Origin of the sequence: Streptomyces sp. NRRL S-337 (assembly GCF_000720175.1) — a bacterium.
GTDB classification, from domain to species: Bacteria; Actinomycetota; Actinomycetes; order Streptomycetales; family Streptomycetaceae; genus Streptomyces; species Streptomyces siderophoricus.
The window spans coordinates 1-18,186 of sequence record NZ_JOIX01000070.1 but is presented as its reverse complement, the minus strand read 5'-3'; the positions used below and the strand labels follow the sequence as shown (position 1 = coordinate 18,186).

Sequence of the window (18,186 nt, the reverse complement as noted above, 5' to 3'; positions counted from 1 at the left end):
CGTTGCACTTCAGCCCCGGCCGGCGGGCCGATGACGGGCGACAGGGCGCGGCACGATCGAATCGGGCGGCGCCAGGATCGGCGGGCCAGAGCTCGGAGCGCTATGTCCGAGGGTGTGCAGAGTCGCCCGTGCACCGGCGGGCAGCCGCTGACCAGGCATCGTTCGCAACGAGGCAATTCCGTCCCAGGCTGTGCCAGGCGTTCATCAACGCCGGCCGCCCCCACCTCTGGTACTGCCTGACCCGTTGCAGCAGGTACTGCTCGCGGAGGGTGAAGTCCGGGTCGGGGCCCCTGAGGTGGGCGCGGCGGCGGTGGAAGGAGAGGGCGGTGGCGGCGGTGGTGTAGGCGGTGACGGCGCGGGCGGCGGCGGGGCCCTGGGTGCGGCGGGCGATGTCGCGGGCCAGGGCGCGGGTCTTGAGGGAGGCGAGGGCGTCCGGTTCGGCCGGGCTGAGCCAGCCGGCCGTGATGTAGGGGGCGAGGTAGCCGGGGAGGGAGAGGAGCTCCTGTTTGCGGGCCCAGACGGCCAGGGACGTCAGGGCGAGGAAGACGGGGACCATGAAGAGCCCGTAGACGAGGAGGAAGCCGATGTCGCCGAGGGAGGAGGCGGCGTTCCAGATGGCGTGCAGGAGGACGGCGGTGAGCAGGCCGAGGGCGGCGAGCGCGATACGGGCGGCGCGGCGGCGGGGGTAGCGGGTGGCGGCTATGCCGAAGGCGAGGCCGGTGAGGATGGTGAAGAGGGGGTGGGCGAAGGGGGAGATGATGATGCGGACGAAGAAGGTGCCCGCGGTGAGCGAGTCCAGGCCGGTGTGGCCCATGGACTGGTCCTCGCCGAAGGCGTTGCCCAGATAGACGATGTTCTCGGTGAAGGCGAAGCCGGTGGCGGTGATGCCGGCGATGACGATGCCGTCCGTGATGCCGTCGAAGTCGCGCCGGCGGAAGCGGTAGAGGAGCAGTACGGCGGCGGCCTTCACCGTCTCCTCGACGACCGGAGCGATCGCCGTCGCGCCCCAGGTCTCGGCCTCGGAGGGCGAGGCGGACGCGATGTTGGCGGCGAGCCAGTCGGTGGCGAAGCCGTTGGTGACCAGTGCCACCAGGGCCGCGGCACACGCCCCCCAGGAGAAGGCGAACGCGAGGTTCCGCCGGGGCTCCGGCTCGATGCGGTCGAGCCAGCGGAACGCCGCGACCAGCAGCGGCACCGGGAAGACGGCGAGCCCCAGCCCGACGAGCAGACCCTCGGTACCGGTCTCCCGGCGGACCAGCCCGACGATGATCACGCCGGAGAGCGCGAGCAGGGATACGAGCAGGGATATCAGCGCGGTGGCGCGCAGGGTCGTACGGCGGGTTCTGTCGCGAGGCATACCGCGGCCCGTCTCGTGGGGTCCGCCCCCGGTCGTGTCGCCGGCCGGGGCGTAGGTCATGTCGCAGGCGGTATCGCGGGCCGGGTCGCCGGTCATCTCAGGGGACGTGTCGCGGGACGCACGGCGGATCGTGCCGCGCCAGAGGGCTCTCCGGCGCGGCTGCGGCGGTGGCTGAACGGGCGGGTGCACCCCTCGACCGTAACGAGCGTCGGCCGCCCTACGCGCCGCGGCGGCGGAACAGCAGGTCGTGGACGGTGTGACCCTTGTCCAGGCCCTGGCCCTCGAACTTGGTGAGGGGCCGGAAGTCGGGACGCGGCGCGAAGCCGGGGTAGAGGTTCTCCAGCGTCGGCTCGGCGGAGAGCACCTCAAGCATCTGCTCGGCGTACGGCTCCCAGTCGGTCGCGCAGTGCACCAGCGCGCCGGGTGCGAGCCGGGTCGTCGCCAGGGCGACGAATTCCGGCTGGATCAGGCGCCGCTTGTGGTGGCGCTTCTTGGGCCACGGGTCGGGGAAGTAGACGCGCAGCCCGGCGAGGGAGCCCGGCGCCAGCATTTCGCGCAGCAGGATGATCGCGTCGCCGTTGGCCACCCGGATGTTGGACAGCCCGTTCCGATCCGCGAGACCGAGCAGATTGCCCTGGCCGGGGGTGTGCACGTCGCAGGCGAGGATGCCGGTGGCCGGGTCGGCGGCGGCCATCTGTGCCGTGGCCTCGCCCATCCCGAAGCCGATCTCCAGCACGACCGGCAGACCGCCGAAGAACGCGTCGAGGTCCAGCCGCGACAGCCCGTCGATGTCCAGGCCCCACGTCGGCCACAGCCGGCGCAGCGCATCGGCCTGCGAGGGCGACACCCGGCTGCGGCGGGGCTGGAACGACCGGATCCGCCGCTCGTGGTGCGACCCCGCGGGGTCGGCCGCAGGCCCGGTGCCGTCGGGGAACATCGGCTCGCCACGACGCGGCGCCGGCGCGGCGCGCCGACCGTCAGCCACGGCCACGGCTTCCACAGCGTCTGCTGCCACGGCGTCGGTCACGGGGGCGGGGGAGGGGATGCGGTTCTCGGACACAGTGGTTCGATTCTACGGGGGTGGAATGCGGGCTCCGGATCGCCGGAGCCAGGGGACGTCTTCCCGGTCCGATCAAGGAGACATCCCTAGCTCCGGGCCGCCTCGAGCACCCCCAGCGCCCTGCGGGCCACCTCGCGGCCGATGGGGAGGGAGGCGGTGGCGGCGGGGGACGGGGCGTTGAGGACGTGGATCATGCCGGGGGATTCGGAGAAGAGGAAGTCGTCGACGAGGGTGCCGTCGGGCAGGACGGCCTGGGCGCGGACGCCGGCCCGGGACGGGAGGAGGTCCTCCTCGCGGGCGGCGGGGAGGAGGCGGCGGACAGCGTCGGTGAAGGCGCGGCGGGAGAGGGAGCGGTGCAGCTCGCCGGCGCCGTAGCGCCAGTGGCGGCGGGCGATCCGCCAGGAGCCGGGGTAGGCGAGGGTGCCGGCCAGCTCGCCGGGGCGGACCGTGCGCCAGTCGTAACCCTCGCGGGCCAGGGCGGGGACGGCGTTCGGGCCGATGTGGACGGCGCCGTCGATGCCGCGGGTGAGGTGGACGCCCAGGAACGGGAAGGCGGGGTCGGGGACCGGGTAGACCAGGCCGCGGACGAGGGAGGCGCGCTCCGGGGCGAGGGTGAAGTACTCGCCGCGGAACGGGACGATCCGCATCCCGGGCGCATCGCCGGCCAGCCGGGCGATCCGGTCGCAGTGCAGACCGGCGCAGTTGACCAGGGCGCGGGCGCGGTGGACCGTGCCGTCGGCCGTACGGACCGCCACCCGGCCGGGGCGGCGGCCGATCACCGTCACCTCGGCGCCGTGGACGATCCGGGCGCCGGCGTCCGTGGCGAGCGCGCCGAACCGGCGGGCGACCGCGCCGAAGTCGCAGATGCCGGTCGTGCCGACATGGATGGCGGCCAGGCCGCGGACCTCGGGTTCGTACTCCGCTATCTGGGCCGGGCCCAGCTCGCGGACCGGCAGGCCGTGCTCGCGGCCGCGCTGGATCAGGCCGTGCAGCCGGGGCAGCTCGCTGCGGTCGGTGGCGACGATCAGCTTGCCGGTGACCTCATGCGGAATGTCGTGTTCGGTGCAAAATTTCACCATCTCCGCGGAGCCCTGGAGCGCGGAGCGGGCCTTGAGCGAGCCGGGCGGGTAGTAGATGCCGCTGTGGATCACTCCGCTGTTGCGTCCGGTCTGGTGCCGGGCCGGGCCCTGCTCCTTCTCCAGCACCACGACGCGCGTGCCCGGCGCGGCGCGCGTGATCGCATACGCCGTTGAGAGCCCGATGATGCCGGCACCGATCACCAGCACGTCGCAGTCGTACGACGACACTGCACCTCCCCAACCGCATGACCGCAGGCCCGACCGTCACCGCGGGCCCGCGCGCCATCCCGACGACGTATCCCATCATGACGGCCGGCACTGACAATCCCGTCGGCATTTCCCTCGGCAGGCCCGATCGGTAGGTCCGGTCGGCAGGCTCGCTCAGCAAGCTCCCTCGGCGGCCGCTCGGAACTTCCGGGCGACCCGGCTGCCCGGCGGCCCGTCGCCCGACCCACCGGCCCATCGCCCGACCCGCCCCGGCCCGTCCCCCGCCTCGCCCAGCTACGCCGGCGCCGCCAGCAAGGGTCTCGCCCGTTCCCGCAGCTCCACCACGCGCGGCTCGTCGCCGTACGGTTCGAGGCGGTGCAGCAGATCGCGGACGTACTCCGTCGTACGGGCCGAGGAAATCCGGCCCGCCACCTCGACCGCGCGGGCGCCCGCCGCGCAGGCCGCGTCCAGATTGCCGGACTCCAGTTCGGCCACCGCGGACACCACCAGCCGCAGCCCGTGCGAGCGGACGAACTCCTCCGTCGGCCGGGACAGCGCCTGCTCGGTGAAGCGGCGCACCTGGCGGGGCAGCCGCAGGTCGCGGTAGCACTCGGCCGCGTCGGCGGCGAACCGCTCGTACGAGTAGAAGTCCAGCCACGACGGGTCGGGGTCGCCGCCCCGGGACCGTTCCAGCCAGCCCTCGGACGCCTTCAGCGCCACCTCGCAGGCGCGCGCCTCACCGGCCTTGGCCTGCGCCCGCGCCTCCACCAGGCGGAAGAAGCTCATGGTGCGGGCGGTGGCCAGACCGCGGTTGCGCTCCAGGGCCGCCTGGGCGAGGTCGACGCCCTCGTCGGCGAAGCCGCGGTACGTCGCCTGGAGGGACATCGAGGCGAGGACGTACCCACCGAGGGGGACGTCGGCGGCCGCCCGGGCGAGCCGCAGCGCCTGGATGTAGTAGCGCTGCGCGGCCTCCTGCTGTCCGGTGTCGAAGGCCATCCACCCCGCGAGCCGGGTGAGCTCGGAGGTCGCCCCGAAGAGCGCCCGGCCCACCTCGTCGCTGTACGAGGCGAGCAGCAACGGCGCCGCGTCCACCCGGAGGCACTCCGGCACCATGGAGGAACGCCAGTCCCCGCCGCCGTACTTGGAGTCCCAGCGGCGCGCGTCCTCCGCCGCCTCGCGCAGCTTGCTGACGTCGCTGTGCCCCACGTGCTGCGGGATCCCGGCGTCGCCGGCCGCCGCGGCGTCCTTGTCGCGCGCCTCGGCCGCCTCCCGGGCCACCGAGCTGTCGGCCGGGGATATCAGCCAGCGCGAGGCGGGGGTGGCGTAGGCGCTCACCGCGAAGGATCCGGCCAGGCTCTGCCAGATGCCGCCACCGCCGGCTCGCCGTCCGGCCAGATCGAGACGGTAGAGCTCGGTCGCCGAGCGCACCGCGGCGCCGACGTCGCGCGGGAAGGCCAGACCGACCTCGGGCGCGGGGTCGGCGTCGGCCAGCCCGATCTCGTGCAGCGGCACCGGCCGGCCCAGTTTGCTGCCGATCGCGGACGCGATCAGATGGGGCGCGGCGCCCTGCGGCACCATGCCCTTGGAGACCCATCGCGCCACCGACGTCTTGTCATAACGAAGCGTCAGCCCGCGTTGCGCGCCGAGGTCGTTGACCCGGCGGGCCAGTCCGGCGTTGCTGATACCCGCGAGGGCGAGAACGGTGCCGAGCTTCTCGTTCGGCCCGCGTATATCCCTGGACATGCGCACCCCTCGACACAGCGACGGCCGCCCCGCTACCCCGGGGCATGCGTCCACCCAGAGTAGTTCGCCGGATCCCGACCGTTAAGGGCCGGTGTCCCGGATGGCGAGATTCATGTTCAGACAGGGGTGCGGGATCTGGCATGTGCTCCGGGTACGTGTGCCCGTGCGCCTGGCCGTGCGCGCTGGTCGCCCGACCTCGGGAGCGCTTCCATGACTGGTGCGTGGGTCGGCCCGCTGCACTGGATCCAGTGGGCTGGGGGACACCGTCACCTCATTCCCCGCGGGTGACGGTCCGGTCCGGGGGGCGTAGCCCGCCTCCCGGACCGTCGCGCAGGCCGTCCGCCGTAGGATCGTGCCGCCGGTTGACATGGGCCCCGTGGTTGTCAACTGCGCTGTGCCGTACGGACTTTGGCCGAAAATCGACGGGTGATGATTTCGCGCCGCGGCGCGTCAAGGAGCGCCGCGCGGGCGCCCCGGGGGCCACACGGGGGGCCTACCGGGGGCGAGTTGGCGCATCGGCGGACCAAATACCTCGCCGGGGTGGCCAGTTGTCGGGTTTGCCGACGTATCGCGTCGTGCCGCGCCGCGGGTGTGCCGTCCACCGTGCGAGCCCGCCGCCCGCCGTCCGCCGTGAACTGCCCGTATACGTCCCGCCGTGACGTCTCCGCCGCGCCGTTGTCATGGCAGCATGGTCGCCACTACAGGCGGCACGGCCGTCACTACGGCTGGCGACAGCTTGGCGATCCGCGGTACGGGGCGGCCGTTGGCCCCGGCGGGCGGGGAATTCGGGTGGAGGCGGCATGCGCTGGTTGGTGGGGTGGAGCAGTGCCGCCACGAGGCCGTCCGCCGCGGACCCGGAGGGCGTCGGCAGCCGCACCGTCCTCCCCGTGGGCGCGCAGATCCTCTGGGGCGACCCGGACCCCCTGTGGGCGGTCGGCGACTGGCGGCCGGACGAGGTCCGCGTGGTCCAGGCCGACCCCGAGACCCGGCTCGCCGTCTTCGGCATCTGCGGGGCCACCGACGACCAGCTGCGGGTCGGCCTGTACGCGGCGCGCGGCGGCGCACTGCGGCATCTCACCGCCTGGTCCGGCAGCTACACCGCGGTCGTCCAGGTAGGACGGCGGATCACCGTCACCGGTGACCTGGCCGGCGCCCGCCCCGTCTTCCACACCCCGTGGGCGGGCGGCACCGCCTACGCCACCGCCGCGCTGCCGCTCGCCGACCTGATCGAGGCCAGCCTCGACATCGGCCACCTCGCCGCGCTGCTGGCCTGCCCCGACGCCCCCGAGGCGCTCGGCGCCGGCACCCCGTACGAGGGCGTCCGCCGGATCCCGCCCGGCCACGCCCTCGTGCTGCGCGGCGGCGCCAGTGAGATCACCTCCTACGAGCCGACCACCTCGCTCGCCGTCGCCGCGCCCCAACTCCCGCCGGAGCAGGCCGTGGACGGGGTCCGGGACGCGCTCGTCGAGGCCGTCCGCGCCCGGCTGGCGGTCCCCCGGCACGCCCCCGACCCGGACGGGCTCGACGGCCTCGATCCCGGGCCGGTGCCCGGTATGGGCCCCGCGGAGCGGCGGGCGGCACGCGGCGCGCCGGCCCCCGGCGTCGGCGCCGACCTCTCCGGAGGCAGCGCGTCCGGAACCCTCGCCCTTCTGGCCGCCGGTCTGCCCGGCCGTCCAGGACGCCTCAACGGCCACGGCGAACGCCTGCTGGCCGTCACCTTCAACGACCGCGCCACCAATGGCGCGCGGGCCCACCACGACGCCGAACTGGAGCGGGCCCGCAGCATCGCCGACAACCCGCGGCTGCACCACGTCGTCGTCGCCGCCGGGGAGGAGGCCCTCCCGTATGCCGACCTCGAAAGCGGCCCGCTCACGGACGAGCCCGGGCCCTCCCTGACGGTGGCGGGCCGCCACCGGCGCCGGTTGCTGGCCGGCAGCGCGGACCACTTCGTCGGGCACGGCGCCCGGCAGGTCCTCGACGCCCATCCCGCCCGGCTCGCCGACCTCCTCATGGACCGCCGCCGGCGCCATCTCCTGCGGCCGGTCACCGCGCTCGCCAAGGCCGACGGCCCGTCCGCCCAGTCCGTCCTGGTGCCGTTCACCGTCTACCGGGCGGCGCGGCGGCTCGCCCGTACGCCATATCCGGAGGGCATCACGGAGGCCGCGCGGCGCCTGCTGGAGCGGCAGTTCGCCGACGAGCCGGTGACCGGCGGGGCGGTGGACGCCTCACTGGCCGCGCTGACCTGGTGCCGTCCCGGACCCGCGGCGCGCTGGCTCACGGGCGAGGCGCTGGCCGAAGTATCGGTTCGCCTCAGCGAGGCGGCGTCCCGTACGGCCGCGGTCGGGCGCCCCGGTGAGCGGCGGGCCCGCGCGGCGCTGGCCCGGCAGGCCGCCGACCACCGGGTCTTCGAGCAGGCCGCGGAGGTCCGCAGCCAGCGGTTGCACGCGCCCTTCCTCGACAACCAGGTGGTGCTCGCCTGCCGCGCGCTCCCGGACACGCTCCGGGTGCAGCCGGGGGCACGGGCCGCCGTACTGCGCTCCGTACTGGCCGGCGCGGGCGTACGGGACCTGCCGCCCGGCTGGGGCGCCACCTCGCACGTCACCCACGCCGCGGCGGTACGCGCCGGGCTGCGCGGTGCGGTCGGCGATCTGGTGCAGCTCTTCGACGCGCCCCTGCTGGCCGATGCCGGCCTGATCGAGGCGCGGGTGGTCCGCACCGCCCTCCGGGCGGCGGCCGAGGGCGCCGCGCTCCCACTGGACGGGCTGGCGGAACTCGTCGCCACGGAAGTGTGGTTGCGCCGCCTGGTCGCCCGCCGCGGGAGCTGCTGGACGGGGGCGGAGGCGCCGCGCCAGAAGGCGGTCGCGGGCGGCGTGGTGCCGCGCGCCCGCTTGTCCTGAAGGCGGGTCTGCAGGCCCCGTTTCCGCCCTTTGTCCTGGTCGGGCCGGAGCTACGGGGCGCGCGGCCCGTGTGCCCGGCTGGGCCGCGCGTACGACGGCGGGGAGGACGCACTGCGCGCCGTGGGCGTACGCCGCCTGGAGGCTGGTCCGTTGCCTCGCTCGCGCCGCCGGCGGGCTCAACGGCAGCTGATGCGGGCCTCCGCCCAGTCGCCCAGAGCCACCGCGTCCAGGGGCGTCGCCGGGTCGACGACGAGACGCAGCGTCCTGCGGCCGGTCAGCGGGACGTGGACCGGGACGGCCGGCCGATCGCCGCGGACCACCGCGGACCGCCAGAGCCGCTCCCCGTCCGCGTACACGGAGAAGCGCAGGGCGCCGGTCCCCCAGCTGAGGTCGTCGACGCCCACCAGCGCGTCGTAGGAGGTGCACGACCGGTTGAGGTCGATGAGGACGGACGACCCGGCGTGCATGGTCGCGCCGTCCGCGTAGGCCGTCCCGGCGATCTCCGGCGACCGGCGCTGCCACAGCCAGCCGCTCCCCAGGGTGCGCACCTCCGGTTCGCTGCCGTCGCCCATGAAGTCGTGATCGAGCGCGGCGACCCGGTACGGGGTCGGGGTCGGGTCCGGCTCCGTCGGCTCCGGCGGCTTCGGGCGCGGCCCGGGCGGCTCGTGCGGGGGCTTCGGAGGGGGAGTCGTCGGTGCGGGCCTGCGGGTGGTGGGCGTCGGGGTGGGCGCCGGCCGGGACGGTGCCGGGCGGTGGGCCGACGGGTGCGACCGGGTCGGCGTGGGGCGCGGGGCGGCGCCGGCCGCCGGTGGCAGCGGCTTCGCCGGGGCGGGCGACGGATGGCGTGGTGCGACAGGGGCCGGCCGGTGCGGTTCGGCCCGCGGGTGCGGCGCCGGCGTGGGGCCGCCGCCGGCCAGCGCGAGCGCGAGCGTCACACCGGCCACCACCACTCCCACCCCGATGCCGACCTTGACCGGCGCGCCGAGCCCCTCACCCGCGACGGCACCACCCGTACCACCCGCAGCACCCGCACCACCCGCCGTACCGGAACCGCCTGTTGCCGCGGCAGCCGCACCGGCCCCGGCCGTCCCCGCGACCCCGGCCACCGCGGCGGCCGTCTTCACGGCGTACCCGGCGGCGAACCAGCCGATGACCGCCACCGGCAGCACCGCACCGATCCGCTCATTGACGTGCTCGACCTCCAGCGCCGCGGTACGGCACCGGGCGCAGCCGTCCAGGTGCTCGCGCAGGCCCCGTTCGGCCCGCATCCGCAGCCCGCCGCGGGCGTACGCGCCGAGCCGGTCGGCGTACCGGGCGCAGTCCCCGCCGGCGGTCAGCGACTGGCTGACGTGGGCCTGCAGGTACGCCTGCTTGAGGCCCTCGCGGGCGCGGTGCGCCAATACGGCGGTGGCGTTCGCGGTCAGCCCCAGCAGCGGGGCGACCTCGCTCGGCGACTCGTCCTCGACCGTGGTGTGCCACAGCACGGTCTGATAGCGCTCCGGCAGGCTGCGGAACGCCTGCACGGCCATCGACTGCTCGGCCTCGTGCATGGCGCGCACGTCCGCGCCCAGGTCCAGGGCGCCGTCGTCCAGCGCCGCACCGGCCGCGGAGACCGCGAACACCGCGAAGTCCTCGACCAGTTGCTCGCGCCGGGCGGTCTTCGCCCAGGAGGCGGCGACCCGGCGCACGGTCGTCAGCAGATAGGCGCGGACCGCTGTGGTGGGGCCCGCGCCGCCGCGCACCGCCTGCAGCGTCCGGGCGAAGACCTCACCGGTCAGGTCCTCGGCGGTGTGCTCGTCGCGACAGCAGTGCCGGGCGTACCGCCGGACGGCGTCGGCGTGCCGGCGGTACATCTCCTCGTACGCGCCGTCGTCGCCGGCCCGCATACTGGCGATCAACTGGTCATCGGACGCCGGGAGTTGATCCCCTCCGTCGGCTCCTCGCGCGGTGTCCCGTACGCCCCCCGGCCCGCCGCGCGGCGTCGCCCGGCCGGCCCCGTCGCGCTGCGGCGGCACGCTGGGGACGTCGCCCGCCGGACCGCCGGCGCGGGCCTGCCGCCCGGCCGGCCCGCCCGTCGGTGAAGCGGCCCCCAACGGCCCGGTCCGCCCGGGCGCCTGAGGGGGCGGCGCCGTCCCGGACCCGCCCGGCCCGGTCTCGCCGTCGCGTTGCTCGTCCCGCCCGTCAACACCCATCGCCGAGGCCCCCGAAGCCGCCGTCACACCCGAATACCGCGCAAGCGTGCCACATCGGGCGGCGGCTCCTGGGGGCCTCGTCCGTCAACCACTCATCCGGGGAGGGCGTCCGCCCGCCCGCACGGGCGTTCACCCGTACGGGCCATATGACGCAATCGGGTCATACGCCACGGGAAACCCGTACGGGCCACATCGCGGGCCGAGGCCACCGCGCGCACCAGACGCCCCCCGGTGGCCCGTCGGTCCGGTCCCGCCGGCTCCCAGGACGCCTGGCCACCAGGCCACCCCAACGGGACATCCCAGGGGAACGCGGCCCGCCGGGGCACCCCACCAGGACACCCACCAGGACACCCCACAGGGACCGGGATCACCGGTTCACCCCCACCCGGACCGGACCACCCGTCTCACCGTGCCGGGCGCGAGCGCAGTCCCTCCAGCAGGATCTCCAGCAGCCGCGCGGAGGCGGCCTGCTGCTGACCGGGGTCGGGCAGCGCGGGCGCGCCCGTGGCGATCACCAGCAGGACGTCCGAGACCGTCACGTCGGGCCGCAGCTCACCGGCCGCCCGGGCGCGCTCCACGAGCCGTCCGACGACCTCCAGCAGCGCCTCCGCGCCGTTCGTCGCCTCCGCCGGACCGGGCGCCGGTTCGGCCGCCGGGCCGTCCTCGGGCCCGCCGCGCCGCTCGACCAGCCGCAGGTCGGCCGGCCCGCCGTCCGGACCGGGCGCCATCCGCTGCTGCGGTACCCGGGCCTCGCCGAGGCCGTCCGCCGCCGCGTCCGCCCGGTCGGCCTCCGCGCTCACCCGCAGGATCCCCGGCGGCAGCAGCCGCCCGGCGCCCGAGGCGACCGACGTCCGCAGGAAGCGGGACAGCGCCGACCACGGGTCGTCCTCCTGCCCCAGCGCCGCACGCGCCTGGTCCGTCAGCCGGGAGGTCTCCTCCTCGGCTATCCGGCGGACCAGGACGTCCTTGCTCGGGAACCGGCGGTAGACCGTGCCGACCCCGACCCGGGCGCGCCGTGCCACGTCCTCCATGGGCGCGCCGTAGCCCAGCTCACCGAACACCTCGCGCGCGGCGCGCAGTACGTGTTCCAGATTGCGCTGGGCGTCCACCCGCAGCGGTGTGGTCCGTCCGCCCGCGCCCGGACCGGCACCGACGCTGCCGCCGCCCCCGCTGCCGTTGGTGCCGTTCGCACCGCTCGTGCCGTTGTTGCCGTGCGTGCCGTTGCCGCCGTCGGCGACGTGTGCCATGGCGACGGCTGTCGGCCATTGAGAGCCCTGAATGGTCATAGTGATCCCCCGGTAATGACGTCTCCCCCCGGAGACTCCCCGCCCTGACTGCCGGGACGCACCGACGAAAGGGTGCACCCCAACGAGATACGAACATAGTTGAGCCCGCGTCAAGATTGAAGGGGGCCTTCCGCACGATGCGCCCCCCGATCGGCCCAACGGACTGATCCGCCCGGATTATGCCCCCGTACGCTTTCCGCCACCCGCCCGCTGACCAGCGCCGCTGGGCCCGGCAGCGCGGATGTTGCGGCTCCGTTCCCAGGGCGGCGCCCGGTCATACATTTCGACGGGCCTGTGGACAAAGGCGCTGCCAGGGTGCGTCATGGAACAGTGCTGCGCTTTCCCGGGAGCGCGGCACCCGAGGGTGGTCGCGCCGCCGGCCGGCCGCCTGATCGGCGCCGCCCCGGGCCCGCTCGACACCGCGAGGAGAACCCCTGTGAAGGCTGTGTCTTCGAACAACGTGGCCCGCATTCTCGTCGTCGGCGGTGGCTACGTGGGGATGTACACCGCCCTGCACCTGCAGCGGAAACTGAAGCAGCAGCTGCGGGAGGGCTCCATCGAGGTGATCGTGGTCGATCCCGATCCGTATATGACGTACCAGCCGTTCCTGCCCGAGGCCGCGGCCGGTTCCATCTCCCCGCGCCACGTGGTCGTCCCGCTGCGCCGCGTCCTGCCGCAGTGCACCGTGGTGGTCGGCGAGGTCACCGACATCAACCACGACGAACGCCGGGCGACGATCGCCACCCTGGCGGCGGAGGAGACCGGCGACGGCGCCATCGAGGTGGTCTACGACGAGCTGGTTCTGGCCCCCGGCTCGGTCTCCCGCACCCTGCCGGTCCCGGGCCTGGCCGATTTCGGCATCGGCTTCAAGACCGTCGAAGAGGCCATCGGACTGCGCAACCACGTCCTCGGACAGCTCGACATCGCCTCCTCCACCCGCGACCCGGCGGTCCGGGACGCCGCGCTGACCTTCGTCTTCGTGGGTGGCGGCTACGCGGGCGTGGAGGCGCTCGCCGAACTGGAGGACATGGCCCGCTACGCCGTCCGCTACTACCACAACATCAAGCCCGAGGACATGAAGTGGATCCTGGTCGAGGCGACCGGCCGGATCCTCCCCGAAGTGGGCCCGGACATGGGCCGCTACGCCGTACGGGAGCTGCGCGGCCGCAACATCGACGTACGGCTGGAGACCCGCCTCGACTCGTGCGAGAAGCGCGTCGCCCAGCTCAGCGACGGCTCCCGCTTCCCCACCAGAACGCTGGTGTGGACCGCCGGCGTCAAACCGCACCCCATCCTGGCCGCGAGCGACCTGCCGCTGACCGACCACGGCCGCCTCAAGTGCAACGCCACGCTCCGGGTGGACGGCGTGGAACACGCCTGGTCGGCGGGTGACGCCGCGGCGGTCCCCGACCTGACGGCCGAACCGCCCGCCAAGCCCGACGAGCCCCGCCCCGTGTGCGCGCCCAACGCCCAGCACGCCCTCCGGCAGTCCAAGGTGCTCGCCGAGAACGTCGCGGCGACGGTCTGCGGCGGCACGGTCCAGGACTACCGGCACAAGTACGTCGGCTCGGTGGCCTCGCTCGGCCTGCACAAGGGCGTCGCGCACGTCTACGGGCGCAAGCTGCGCGGCTACCCCGCCTGGCTGATGCACCGCGCGTACCACCTCGGCCGGGTGCCGACCTTCAACCGGAAGGCCCGGATCCTGGCCGAATGGACCCTCGCGGGCCTGTTCAAACGCGAGATCGTCTCGCTGGGCTCGCTGGAGAACCCGCGCGCAGAGTTCGAACTCGCCGCGGGCACCGGCCGGCACAACGAAGCCAGCTGACGCGCCGTGGGGACAGGAATTTTGACGTGACGTCAGCCCCGGGCGGGCCGGTGGTTGCGGAGTGCGGAACTCCACACCGGCCGCCGGGCGTCTGACGGATGTCCGTCCGGTCGGCCACACTGGACGTGTGACCATGGGTGGGCTCGTATCTGCAAAGAGTGACAATCACGAGGATTCTGGACGTTTGCTGCATTCCGCAAAAGGGCGCCGAGAGCGCCCCCAGCCGACCCTCCCCCGGCCTGCCGCCGGGAGGTCCCACCATGCCGACGGCCCGATCCCGCGCGACGACGCGAAGTAAGAGGTACCCCTCCGTGATCTTCACGCGCTGGAGCGCCAAACTCCCCGGCACACAGCGGCGCGCCGCCGCGCGGTCCGACCGCGCCGCCCGCCCCGCCGCCGGTACGCCGGCCACCCCGCCCACCGCGGCCCCGGAGCCCGCCGCCCCGACCGCGGTCGCGGACGGCACCCCGGCCACCCCGACGGCCGCCGCCACCGGCTCCGTCCCCGCCGCCCGCGCCGAGCGCCCCGACCCGGCGCCCGCCCAGGAAACCGCGCCCGTGACCCTGTCGCCCACCGTCGACGCGCTCTCCGTCCACGACATCCTCGGCACCATCCCCGCCCTGGTCGCCGTCGTCTACGGCCCCGAACACCGCCTCGCCTACGTCAACGGCGCCTACGCCTCCGTCTTCGGCCCCCGCCCGGCCGGCCACACCGCCCGCGAGGCCCTCCCCGAGCTGGACGCGCTCGGCCTGCTCCCCCTCATGGACCAGGTCCTGCGCAGCGGCAAGCCCCGGACCGTCAAGTCCCGCAAGGTCCCCGGCGGGGCCGGCGGCGACCGCTCCCGCGACGGCTACTACACCTTCACCTGCACCCCCATCGAGGTCGCGGCCAGCGGCCCGGCGCCCGACCCCGAGGTCGCCTGCCTCGCCCCGCACAAAGGCGTCCTCGTCTTCGGCGCCGACGTCACCGACCAGATCGAGTCCGCCGAACGGCTGCGCGCCAGCGAGGCCCGCCAGCGCGAGGCCGCGGTCACCCTCCAGCGCTCCCTGCTCCCCCAGGAGCTCGAACAGCCCGACGACCTCCGGGTCGCCGCGACGTACCAGCCCGGCGGCACCGACGCCGCGGTCGGCGGCGACTGGTACGACGTCATCACCCTCGGCGCCGGCCGCACCGCCCTGGTCATCGGCGACGTCATGGGCCGCGGCGTGCGCGCCGCCGCCGTCATGGGCCAGTTGCGCACCGCCGTCCGCGCCTACGCCCGCCTCGACCTCCCGCCCCACGAGGTCCTGCAGCTCCTGGACGGCCTGGCCGCCGAGATCGACGCCAATCAGATCGCCACCTGCGTCTACGCCGTCCACGACCCCAACGAGGGCCACCTGGCCTACGCCTCGGCCGGCCACCTGCCCATCCTCGTCCGCGACCCGGACGGCACGGTCCGCCGCGCCGCCGAGCCCACCGGCCCGCCCCTGGGCACCGGCGGCTGGCTGCACACCTCCGGGTCCGTCACCCTCGGCCCCGGCAGCAGCGCCGTCCTCTATACCGACGGCCTGGTCGAGCGCCGCGACAAGGACATCGACGACGGCGTCGAGGCCCTGGAACGCGCCTTCGCCGGCGCCGCCGGCCCGCCCGACATCGTCTGCGACCGCCTGCTCCGCTCCCTGGGCATCACGGCCACCCACTACGACGACGTCGCCATCCTCGTCCTCCAGCACCCCGAGCGCAGCGGCCACGACGCCGAGCTCTTCCACAACGCCGCCCTCGAACTCCACGGCGGCACCGAAGCGGCCCCACGCGCCCGCGCCTTCGCCTCCGGAGTGCTCGCCTCCTGGCGCTTCTCACCGGAGCTGCACGACCTCGGCGTCCTGGCGGCCAGCGAGCTGGTGGCCAACTCCCTCCAGCACGGCACGCCCCCGATGCGGCTGCGCCTGCGCCGTACGGACCGCCGGCTGATCGTCGAGGTCACCGACGGGGACGACCACCTCCCGCGCCGCCGCCGTGCCGAACCGGTCGACGAGGCGGGCCGCGGCATCTCCATCGTCGCCACCATCGCCTCGTCCTGGGGCTCCCGCCGGACACCGGGCGGCGGCAAGGCGGTCTGGTGCGAGTTCGCCCTGCCCCGGAGCTGATCCGGCCGCCCGGATGAACGGGCCGTCCTCAGGGCCGCCTGAACGGGCCGCTTGAACGGGCCGTCCGAAACGGGCCCTCCGAATCGGGCCGCCCGGAAATGACAGTCGGCCGCGGACCCCCCACGGGACCGCGGCCGACGGGCACCTGCCGGACCTCAGGCCCCGCAGACCACCGACTCCGCCTCGGCCGGCACCCGCGCCGCGGGCACCGCCGCGGCCGGCGCCACCCGGTGCGGGTTGTCCTGCCAGGGCCGCAGCATCCGGCCCACCCGCAACGACAGCGCGGTGATCCCCAGCGCACACACCACCAGCATCACGATGTACGCGCCGTACATGCCATGCCCGACCATCAGCGCACCGACCGCCGGACCGACCGCCAGCGCCAACTGCTTGACCAGCGCGAACGCCGAGTTGTACTGGCCGATCAACGAGGCCGGCGCCAGATCCGCCACCAGCGGCGCCAGCGTCGGGGACAGCATCGACTCACCGATGCCGAACAGCGCGTAGGTCGAGATCAGCAGCGTCGTCGCCACCGCCTGCGCACCGTGCACCAGCCCGGACAGTCCGGCGGCCAGCCAGGCCACCGTCCAGACCATGCCGACCAGCGCCATCACCCGGCTACGCCGCCGCCGCTCGACCAGCTTGAGCACCACGAACTGCGCCGCCACGATCGCCGCCGTATTGGCCGCGAGCGCAATGCCCAGGCTGGCCGGCGGTATTCGGGTCACCTCGGTCGCATACGCGGCCAGTCCCGACTCGAACTGCCCGTAGCAGGCGAAGAACAGCACGAACCCCAGCAGGCAGACCCACATCATCCGCCGGTCGGCGAACAGCGCCCGCCAGGCGCCCGCGGGCCGCTCCTCGCTCGGCACCGGGTCCTCGACCTTCGGCACCCGCGGCAGCCGTACCGTGGCCACCGTCGCGCCGAGCACCAGGAACATCACGGCCTCGATGGCGAACAGCCGCACGAAGCTCGCCGCATGCGACTCGTCGACGAGCAGCCCGCCGACGAGCCCGCCGACGCCCAGGCCCAGGTTGTTGAGGAAGAACTGGGTGGCGAACGCCCGCGACCTGGTCACCGTCGTCGAGCACCACACGATCATCGTCGCCAGGGCCGGCTGGACCACCGCTATACCGGCACCGAGCGCGGCCGCCGAGGCGATGACCAGCGGTTCGGTCGACGACAGCCCGAGCCCCAGGGAGCCGATCGCGGCGGAGACCGTACCGACGATGGCCACCGGCAGGGGGCCGCGCCGGTCGATCGCCCGACCGGTCAGCGGCAGCACGGCCAGCGCGGCCACGGCCAGCATCGCCAGCACGACACCGGCCGTACTGGCACCAAGGTCACGCACCTTCGCCACATAGACGTACAGATACGGAACCGTGAAGCCGTTACCGAACGCGCTCAGCGCGTTCCCGAGCTGGATCCGGCGCAGCGCGGCGCCCATCGCGGTGGTCACACTCACCTACCTAGGTCAGGTCATCAAAGACATAAGGGACATCGAAGGAGCCGAACAGGCGTCAGGGCGAGGCACGCGACCCGGACAGTTGCCAGCCGGACGGTCTCACCCTGAAGACTTGAACGCTCTAGACTTCGAAGCTAAAGAGTACACGGAGAAGAACTTCAACGCCAATCACTTTCATGTCATACTGCGCCGCATGCCTGAGCCCTCCGATGCGGCCGCCGACGCAGCCGAGCCGTCCCTCGAGGAACAGATCGCGGCCTACCAGCGCGAATTCCAGGACCTCGACCCCCAGGTCGAGCAGGTCGTCTCCGCACTCCAGCGCCTCAACCGCCGGATGAACGTCGCCTACGGGCGGCAGACCTCGACCCTCGGCATGAGCAACGCCGAATGGGAGGTGCTCAAGGCCCTCGTCGTCTCCGGCGCCCCCTACCGGATGGGCCCCGGCGAACTCGCCAAGCGCCTCGGCCTGACGCCGGCCGCGATGACCCACCGCATCGACCGGATGGCGAACGAAGGACTGGTCACCCGCGAACGCGACGAGAACAACCGCGTCCGCGTCATCGTCGAACTGACCCACGAGGGCCGCGAGAAGTGGCTCGCCGCGATGCGCATGGCCACGGTCTTCGAGGAGGACCTCCTCCAGGACCTCTCCGGTGAGGAGCGTCAACTCCTCGGCCAGGTACTCACGCGCCTGCTGCGCCGCGTGGAAGAGGCCCAGCCGGACGCCGGCGGACGCCTCACCGACCTCGACTCATGACCGACGCGCCCGACGCGGGTTGACACCGGTCACCCGGATCTGTAGTGTCCTCCGAGTTGCCACAGCGCCGGAACGGTTCTGCGGCAGCCCTTCCGCCGCCTCGCGGCACACCACTACTGCACGGCCCCTCACCGGGAACAATTTCGGCATGCCGAAATTCGGACCGCGGCGCGATTATGCGTCGACGAGGA

The 18,186-nt window shown here is 74.2% G+C and carries 11 protein-coding genes; 4 read left to right on the top strand and 7 right to left on the bottom strand.

Going from position 1 to position 18,186, the window contains the following annotated elements:
* Positions 1-100: 100 nt before the first annotated feature.
* From IG62_RS0132470 to IG62_RS0132455, 4 genes are all read right to left on the bottom strand, one after another.
* Positions 101-1,453, bottom strand: a complete 1,353-nt coding sequence (locus IG62_RS0132470) for a PrsW family intramembrane metalloprotease (RefSeq protein WP_234326836.1) — start codon at positions 1,451-1,453, stop codon at positions 101-103.
* 121 nt (positions 1,454-1,574) lie between these two features.
* Complete coding sequence (gene trmB / locus IG62_RS0132465; protein WP_107053088.1) at positions 1,575-2,372, bottom strand: tRNA (guanosine(46)-N7)-methyltransferase TrmB; 798 nt, start codon at positions 2,370-2,372, stop codon at positions 1,575-1,577.
* A gap of 131 nt (positions 2,373-2,503) precedes the next feature.
* Positions 2,504-3,724, bottom strand: coding sequence for an L-2-hydroxyglutarate oxidase (lhgO, locus tag IG62_RS0132460; protein ID WP_037839862.1), 1,221 nt, complete (start codon positions 3,722-3,724; stop codon positions 2,504-2,506).
* Positions 3,725-3,997: 273 nt separating this feature from the next.
* Positions 3,998-5,446: a hypothetical protein gene (locus tag IG62_RS0132455; RefSeq protein ID WP_030811648.1), complete on the bottom strand. Its 1,449-nt coding sequence runs from the start codon at positions 5,444-5,446 to the stop codon at positions 3,998-4,000.
* A gap of 800 nt (positions 5,447-6,246) precedes the next feature.
* Here IG62_RS0132455 and IG62_RS0132450 point away from each other — a divergent pair.
* Positions 6,247-8,343 carry an asparagine synthase-related protein gene (locus IG62_RS0132450; protein ID WP_030811645.1) on the top strand — a complete coding sequence of 699 codons (2,097 nt, stop codon included), beginning with the start codon at positions 6,247-6,249 and terminating at the stop codon, positions 8,341-8,343.
* 176 nt (positions 8,344-8,519) lie between these two features.
* On the opposite strand, the gene IG62_RS0132445 is transcribed toward IG62_RS0132450, so the two are convergent.
* Entirely contained in the window at positions 8,520-10,535 is a 2,016-nt protein-coding gene (locus IG62_RS0132445; protein WP_030811642.1) for a sigma-70 family RNA polymerase sigma factor, read from the bottom strand.
* Between the two features lie 404 nt (positions 10,536-10,939).
* The gene (locus tag IG62_RS0132440; RefSeq protein ID WP_030811639.1) at positions 10,940-11,821 is read right to left on the bottom strand and encodes a helix-turn-helix domain-containing protein; all 882 of its coding nucleotides are present in this window, start codon (positions 11,819-11,821) and stop codon (positions 10,940-10,942) included.
* A 436-nt stretch (positions 11,822-12,257) separates the two neighbouring features.
* On the opposite strand from IG62_RS0132440, the gene IG62_RS0132435 reads away from it, so the two are divergent.
* Both IG62_RS0132435 and IG62_RS0132430 read left to right on the top strand, forming a co-directional pair.
* Complete coding sequence (locus IG62_RS0132435) at positions 12,258-13,646, top strand: NAD(P)/FAD-dependent oxidoreductase (RefSeq protein WP_030811636.1); 1,389 nt, start codon at positions 12,258-12,260, stop codon at positions 13,644-13,646.
* A 311-nt stretch (positions 13,647-13,957) separates the two neighbouring features.
* Positions 13,958-15,772, top strand: a complete 1,815-nt coding sequence (locus tag IG62_RS0132430; RefSeq protein ID WP_030811633.1) for an ATP-binding SpoIIE family protein phosphatase — start codon at positions 13,958-13,960, stop codon at positions 15,770-15,772.
* Positions 15,773-15,927: 155 nt separating this feature from the next.
* Here the strand turns inward: IG62_RS0132430 and IG62_RS0132425 are convergent, their stop codons facing one another.
* Positions 15,928-17,232, bottom strand: a complete 1,305-nt coding sequence (locus IG62_RS0132425; RefSeq protein WP_030811631.1) for an MFS transporter — start codon at positions 17,230-17,232, stop codon at positions 15,928-15,930.
* Between the two features lie 199 nt (positions 17,233-17,431).
* Here IG62_RS0132425 and IG62_RS0132420 point away from each other — a divergent pair, with 199 nt between their 5' ends.
* Positions 17,432-17,995 (top strand): MarR family winged helix-turn-helix transcriptional regulator, encoded by a 564-nt coding sequence (locus IG62_RS0132420; RefSeq protein ID WP_030811628.1) that lies wholly within the window; start codon positions 17,432-17,434, stop codon positions 17,993-17,995.
* The last annotated feature ends 191 nt before the right edge of the window (positions 17,996-18,186 follow it).